Below are 6,670 nucleotides of genomic sequence, written 5' to 3' on the forward strand. Positions count from 1 at the left end.
CTGAGGTTAACCGTGAAATGGCATTAAGCTGCTCAATGAGTTGTTCTATCTGTTTAAGTGCTGCATTGCGGCCTGTCACTATGCGTTCAATACTGGTCGAGCAAATCAGCTCGCTATGATCGGTTAATACCTCAGCTTCAGTTTGCATGACATTTTGTCCTTAAAAAGCAAACGCGCCCGCCGGGTAGTGGCAGGCGCATTATGCAATATGTAAACAAGGGAGAAAGATCAGAAATTTAAATTGGGAAGGTTGTACGCAATATTCAGCGTACTGCATTGTTACAGCTTTGTCGCAACAAGCCAGTTGCCTGTCTTGCCCGCAGAATATCTACAGCCCGAAGGTATGGAGACTGTTCCTGCCAGCTAAAACCCCTGCGATCGATACGTACTAGTTCGTACTTTTCCACCAGAAAGTTAACGGCATTAATCAGAGTGATACCGGCATCGATATGTTTCTGTATAACGGTTTCATCACTGAATGGCGTGTCGTTCAGTGTCAGGCCATAGTACTGTTCCAGCAGGCGTGTCAGTAACATTTGCCAGACAGCTACGGGTGACAGGCAGGGCTTTACCGCCCGCGAAGTTGCTGCAGGTTGAAATTTCATTTTTGCTCTCGTGAAATTAGTTAGCGTTGAGTGGGATAAATGGCGATGTATACGTAGCCGCAACTACCAAGAGTATCGGCTTCGCAGGTGAAACCATTGTGGTACAGGGTAATGCAGTGGGTATAACGGGGATTCAGTTCACCGGTAGTCAGCATTAATTCCATCTGGCTGATAAAGTGCTGAAAAGTTTCATCCAGCTTTCGGCATTCGGCATCACTGAACTTACCGGTGATACTGGCCCGGTCAGCCAGGTAGTGCAGCCGGTTGCCCTCCTGCACCAGACGAGCTCCCAGGCGCGGCGTGATATCCCGCTGCAGGCCCCATGTGATGTGGCTCATTGATAACCTCTTTATTGTCAGTTCAGGGTGATACTCATCAGGCAGGCGTAAAGCCCGTTGCGGTCCTGGCGGCGTTCGGCGTATACCGCAAGGACACCTGAGATATCCGGCACGTCCCTGCCGGTGTAATGGCAGACGCTACCGTGCCACTGATATTTTCCGCTGCAGTAGCGAAAGATTCGGGACTCAGGATGCTGACGGTATATCGTCATTGCCCGGCGTTTACTGATAATTTTCATGTAATACCTCACAACAGACCGTGTTCAGCGAACGAATAGATTTGCCTGCCGCCGACAATCAGATGGTCAGGGACACGGATATCCACCAGCTGAAGTACCTGCACCAGTCGCTGCGTGAGAGTTTTATCGGCCTGGCTGGGTGTCGTCTCGCCGGAAGGATGGTTATGCGCCAGTATTACCGCTGCCGCGTTGAAATACAGGGCGCGCTTGACCACCTCCCGGGGATGCACCTCGGTACGGTTAATAGTGCCGGTGAAGAGCGTCTCATGGGCAATAAGCTGATTCTGGTTGTCCAGATACAGCACCCGGAACTCTTCCCGCTCAAGCGCGGCCATATGCAGCCGCAACCACTCCCGGACGGCATGAGTGGAGGTGAAGGCTACCCCAGGCTCATGCAGGTGCTGCTCCAGAGCCCTGAGCGCCCGCTGAATGAGACGCCGGTCCTGTGGCGTCATTTCGCCGGGTAAAAAGGAAAGCTGTTTCATCCGTTGTCCCTCTGTTCAGTCGATGATGCGCAGAATGGCCTGAGCTTCAGGATGCTGCAGGGCATAGTCCCGCAGGCGGTAATAGTGCGCGGTTATTGCGTCACACTCTGTACGGCAGGCATGATGGCTGTATTCAATCAGGCAGACAGCGATACCGGCGGCTTCCGCGCTCATTTCCGCATCATTGCCGTTCATGCTGTTGAGCAGATGCCATTTATCGTCACTGTCAACATCAGGGGCCATAAACGCGCCGCCATTGCTGAGCGTGTAAAAGGACCAGATACCACCGTTGTACTCATCACAGAAGCGGTCCATCCAGGCGAAAATGCGGGGCTCCAGCGTTATCCATTGTGGGATAGAGCCAAAGTGCTGCGGCCAGAAATCGAGACGCTGTTCGTCGGTAACCTGCTTTACTGTGAGTTTGAAATCGGATTCGTTAGCGGGTACGAGGTCGTACTGTGTCGCTGTTGTCATGTAAATGTCTCCGTCAATAAAAGGTGCCAGCCGCGATGGCTGGCGTGTGGGGTAATAAAGGATGGTCCGGGAGGTGGTTGTCGAGAATGGGGTTTGTCAGTCGGTGAGTAACGACCTGCGGATGCCATAGCGCCGGATATATGGGGTAAGTCCTGCACCGGCATCGGGCTCAAAATTCCAGGCACGCCAGACCATGCTGCCATCATCGTCGCGCACAACCAGTCGAAAATGCGTGGTCTGGTCATCTTCGATGGTGACGTTGTGGTAACGACTCATAATGGATTCGGCCTGCTGCCGGGTAAAAGAGCCAGGTGGTAATAACGGGGATTCAGGCATGATGATGGCCTTAAAAAGTAAAAAGCCCTGTTGCACATGGGCAACAGGGCTGGTCGAATGAATTATGTGAAAATCCGTCAGGGTTGCTCGAGACAATCCTGCCAGGTGATATCTTTCAGCGCATCGTGCAAGCCATCGGCACTGAACGGTTTCGATTCCCCTGACTGAAAGGCGGTGAAAGCCAGTTTGTCTTTTGCTCCTGTGTGCTTCAGTGCTTCAAAAGCCACCTTAGCCGGAACAGCCTCGCCTGAAAGCAGTGTTTCATTCTCAAGCGAGTATTTTTCATTGTTTATCAGAAGATACACCTTGCTCATTCCTTCATCATAGGTGACGCGGTAATCCTCCTTCGGGAGCTGCCAGGCCACAACCATCTTTTTATTGCTGCAACTGATGGTCAGCTTCTCTCCGGCCTGATTGTCGCTGCTGAGTGCAAACTCCATACCGCCCGTATTGCCGTACCATTCACCCCACTGTTGTTCGGTCACTGTTGCATGAGTGAAGGCCGGGGCCAGCAGAGACAGCAGGGCTGGCAAACAGGGTATAATTTTCATACTGTTATCCTTTTCAGTTCATTAGCGCTAATTCAGTTTTTCTTTATACGCTTCTATCTGTGCCTTTAGTTGTGCCAGCGCAGCCGGTGCTATATCGGCGTCAACACGGATAAAATCTTCCTGAATCACGCTGAACTTCACCGGGAGCTTAAATTTGCTTGCGCCTGGCCCGCTCAGAATGGCCGTTCCCATTTGCTCTGTATCACTGACCTGCTGCGCATTTTCAATCATCTGGCATGACACATTTTCATGAATGGAATCCCATACTTTTTCGCCAATGGCCCGGCAGGCGGCTGAGTGATATTGAGTAAGGTTCAGATGTGCCTTTTTCGCTTTATCAAACTCGCTCTCTTTTTGTGGGTGGGCCTTATAGTAGTCACGCTTTTTCTGTAACTGCTCTTCCCGGCGCTTTTGCGCCTGCTGTTGGTTGAGCTTATCAATTTCATCCGTATCCGGACGTGCGGTAATGACACCGTCACTGAGGGTCATGCGGACCGGGTAGATGTTGCCGTTACTCAGGTTAGCAACCGCCAGATAACGGCCTTCAGATAATGTTCTGGTGATATCTACTGAAACACAGGACTCCCGCGAATTGAGGTTCTCAAGCATATCGTTTACTGCCAGACAGCCTGATGCTTTGACCGTACTCTCCGGTGATGCAGCAAAGCTGGAGCCAGCAACCATTGCCAGCAGAGGTAATAATTTAATCAGTTTCATTTTTTCCTTACTGAAATCAGATGAATAGTTTTTTGAATACATAAATGCCCCGGATAATACCCGCCGGTACATCAGTGGGCAGTGTCAGGGTAAGGAGTCGGCTGGATATCCCGGTTTTTGACGATACTGGCGATAACAGCATCGAGCTCCTCTTCACTGCCAGGTGGATAAAAAGCTGCGCTATTCCGGCATGTTATCAGCCGGAACAAACGCAAGCAGTGACTGCTGAATAAATCGAAAATGGGGTAAGGCCTGAATGAACACCGGGTCTTCAGCCAGACGACATAAACTGTCGTTACGCCGGAAAGACTCCTGCAGGGGCTGAACCAGATGAATTTCATCCAGGGTGAACACAGCAATATGTCCGTTATGCTCGGCAATCAGATACCAGGTCTGCTGGTGGATGAGTAACCGGCACGGAGCCAGTCGCTCGCAGCGCTGCCCGTCAGCAAGCAGCGTGACTTTTCTGCGGTCAGTAATCGCCTGAACCAGTCGCCAGAATGACAGAGGCTCTGACGGTGAGGACGCCGGACTGGCAGGTGGTATAACGCAGGGAGCTTCATCACACATCAACAACGCATTCACCAGTCGGCGGTCAAGACCCGGAAAAAGCCCGGCCAGCCCGCTGCGGTGGGCAAAGATAAGCACATCCGGCACCATCTGCATCTCACTGCCAGCGGTACGCAGGCGGCAGTAGCCGGACTGATACTCAAGGTCCAAGTACATCAGACGCTCACGAAAATCCCGCCGCAGCGTGCGAACCGATACGCCAAACTCTGCCGCCAGCTTATTCACGCTCAGCGTCTCCCCGGCCACCAGACGGCTGATTATCAGCGACAGCCTGACTGCCAGCCGGTCATGGCGGCGTTCTGCCTGTGTCATGAGAGGTTCTCCGCGAAAGTTAACTGACTGAAAATGATGTGATTACTTTAAAGAGGGTCGCGGTCAGGGTATGGACATCACAGTAACTATTTTTCATTTCTGCAAATGTCAGTTGTGGCGGGGGTTACAGACCATCCCCGGGGGAGCGAGGGCAGCGATTACGTCGCAATGCGAACAGGTGATGTCCGACATTAACAATATGGCAACATAAAGTGCTACTGCAGCTGCGTGAGCAGCGTTTCCGCCATCACCCACAGTGCCCGGTTAAGCTTCACGTCCCCGTCAATGCCACGCACGGCACGGGTATGTGTCCGTCCACCTTTAGCATTACGCCCACTGAGTCCGCCCTTAATCAGGTTTTCCTGCACACGTTGATAAGTGGTCCAGAGGTCCTTGCTCTCATCCTGCCAGCGGCGCGGGGAGAGTATCTGCGATTCAGTCACCGGCTGGTGGTCCTCACCAAAGCGATACGTAAGTGCGGCTTTTGCCAGTGCCTGCTGCATAGGTGGCGGTAACAGCAACGACTGCATGGCATCCCGCTTTTCTTCCACGCGGTCGAAAATCTCCAGCACCTCATAGGCCCCCTCAATCACCTGACTCACCACATCCCCCTTGTGTGGCACCCTTATCTCGCCGAACGACTCACCGCAGACAAGACCGTTCTGACACACGGCTCTGAATAATCCCGGCAGCATCTGGTAGGAACTGGTGCCGTCATGTGAATTAAGCAGAATAATTTCCGGCACCTGCTTACCGGTAATCTGCCCCTCCCGACGCAGGCGCAGCATATGCTTTGTATGTTCACGACGACCGGGGTCACGCACGCGGGTCTGACAGGCAAAGAACGGCTGGAAGCCCTCCTGCTGCAGGCTGTCCAGCAGGGAGATAGTGGGTATATACGTGTAACGTTCACTACGGGATGCGTGTTTGTCTTCGCTGAATACGCTGGGTACCACGCGAAACAGCTCTTCACGGGTTAACGGACGGTCACGACGGATAAGATTTGCAGCGCCAAAGCGCGAAGCAAGACGGGTCATAAGCAGATTCCTCATAATAGGGAAAACAAATAAAAGAAAGCCCCGTCGCATGAAGACGACAGGGCTCGGAAAACTACTGGCAGGATTAAATATTCAGAAGAAGAAGTTCCAGACGGTACGGGCAACCGACACCACTGTATCGCGCACCGCGCGTATGACTGCCCGCACCGGAGCCGGTATCAGCGGCAGGGCACTCACCGAATCTAGCGCCGCCCCGACGGTTTCACCAAAATCGTCACGCGCTTTTTCCTGGACTGCTTTTGTGCGAAAGGGAGACTGCAGTTGCGCCACCACGGTACTGCTGGCCTCGCGCGGCAGGCACTTTATCATCCGCTCGGCCATCACCCGCAGTCCCCACTGCAGTCGCACCGACACCGCACACACGGGATGTACGGGCTGAAACAAATCATGCAGCAGGCAGATTTTGCGGCTGATATTCTGCTTCTGCGCTGCGGATAACTGACCATTACCGCTGGTGGGTTCAGTCTTATCTGACTGGCTGATAATAAACAGCACCTTATGCCGGTAAGCCTCCCCAATCACCTGATGATAAAAGTGCTCATCCACTCCCAGCGCCCGGTCATCGGCCTTAATCAGCCACAATACCAGGTCAAGTCGGGGAAGCTGTTCACGGTACAGCGCAGCATACTCGGTATCGCGAGCGCCGCTTTCGCCCACGCCGGGCAGATCCACGATTGTCATAAACCGCTCACCGACTTGCAGACGAAATCGCAAAGGTTCACGGGTACAGGCTGCCACATCGCTGACCGGCGATACTTCGCCGACAAACAAGGCATTGCAAAGGCTACTCTTTCCCGCCCCGGTTTTACCCAGAATGCCGATCACTGGCTCGTAGTCGGTTAACTGGTTTATTTGCTGCAGAATCCGCTCTGATGCCCACTGTGGCAGACCAGAAAGCGATTGGTGAAACGACTTCAAACCTTCAGAATTGTTCATTACTACTCCTCTGAAAAATAATACAAAAACGGCAGAATCGTGAGATTCT

General features: G+C 52.8%; 11 protein-coding genes and 1 pseudogene. All 12 read right to left on the reverse strand.

Annotated features, from left to right (window positions below):
- Positions 1-148 (reverse strand): annotated as a pseudogene (locus tag FDW95_RS11800) (restriction endonuclease subunit M); the annotation flags it as partial.
- Between the two features lie 115 nt (positions 149-263).
- Positions 264-605: a TA system toxin CbtA family protein gene (locus FDW95_RS11805; RefSeq protein WP_046694529.1), complete on the reverse strand. Its 342-nt coding sequence runs from the start codon at positions 603-605 to the stop codon at positions 264-266.
- Positions 606-625: 20 nt separating this feature from the next.
- The gene (locus FDW95_RS11810; protein ID WP_046694528.1) at positions 626-943 is read right to left on the reverse strand and encodes a type IV toxin-antitoxin system YeeU family antitoxin; all 318 of its coding nucleotides are present in this window, start codon (positions 941-943) and stop codon (positions 626-628) included.
- Positions 944-960: 17 nt separating this feature from the next.
- On the reverse strand, positions 961-1,182 hold the full coding sequence (locus tag FDW95_RS11815) for a DUF987 domain-containing protein (RefSeq protein WP_071843347.1): 222 nt from the start codon (positions 1,180-1,182) through the stop codon (positions 961-963).
- A gap of 8 nt (positions 1,183-1,190) precedes the next feature.
- Positions 1,191-1,667: a RadC family protein gene (locus FDW95_RS11820; RefSeq protein WP_115064747.1), complete on the reverse strand. Its 477-nt coding sequence runs from the start codon at positions 1,665-1,667 to the stop codon at positions 1,191-1,193.
- 15 nt (positions 1,668-1,682) lie between these two features.
- Complete coding sequence (locus FDW95_RS11825; RefSeq protein WP_046694526.1) at positions 1,683-2,141, reverse strand: antirestriction protein; 459 nt, start codon at positions 2,139-2,141, stop codon at positions 1,683-1,685.
- 96 nt (positions 2,142-2,237) lie between these two features.
- Positions 2,238-2,477, reverse strand: a complete 240-nt coding sequence (locus FDW95_RS11830; RefSeq protein ID WP_046694525.1) for a DUF905 domain-containing protein — start codon at positions 2,475-2,477, stop codon at positions 2,238-2,240.
- A gap of 77 nt (positions 2,478-2,554) precedes the next feature.
- The gene (locus tag FDW95_RS11835) at positions 2,555-3,028 is read right to left on the reverse strand and encodes a hypothetical protein (RefSeq protein WP_115064748.1); all 474 of its coding nucleotides are present in this window, start codon (positions 3,026-3,028) and stop codon (positions 2,555-2,557) included.
- A 27-nt stretch (positions 3,029-3,055) separates the two neighbouring features.
- A complete protein-coding gene (locus tag FDW95_RS11840; protein WP_130973978.1) occupies positions 3,056-3,745 on the reverse strand; it encodes a hypothetical protein in 690 nt (229 codons plus the stop codon).
- Positions 3,746-3,925: 180 nt separating this feature from the next.
- Complete coding sequence (locus FDW95_RS11845; RefSeq protein WP_046694522.1) at positions 3,926-4,627, reverse strand: WYL domain-containing protein; 702 nt, start codon at positions 4,625-4,627, stop codon at positions 3,926-3,928.
- 215 nt (positions 4,628-4,842) lie between these two features.
- Positions 4,843-5,664, reverse strand: a complete 822-nt coding sequence (locus FDW95_RS11850) for a DUF932 domain-containing protein (RefSeq protein WP_046694521.1) — start codon at positions 5,662-5,664, stop codon at positions 4,843-4,845.
- A gap of 93 nt (positions 5,665-5,757) precedes the next feature.
- Positions 5,758-6,621: a GTPase family protein gene (locus FDW95_RS11855; protein ID WP_046694520.1), complete on the reverse strand. Its 864-nt coding sequence runs from the start codon at positions 6,619-6,621 to the stop codon at positions 5,758-5,760.
- Between the last annotated feature and the right edge of the window lie 49 nt (positions 6,622-6,670).

Origin of the sequence: Citrobacter sp. wls718 (assembly GCF_005280945.1) — a bacterium.
GTDB lineage: Bacteria > Pseudomonadota > Gammaproteobacteria > Enterobacterales > Enterobacteriaceae > Citrobacter > Citrobacter gillenii.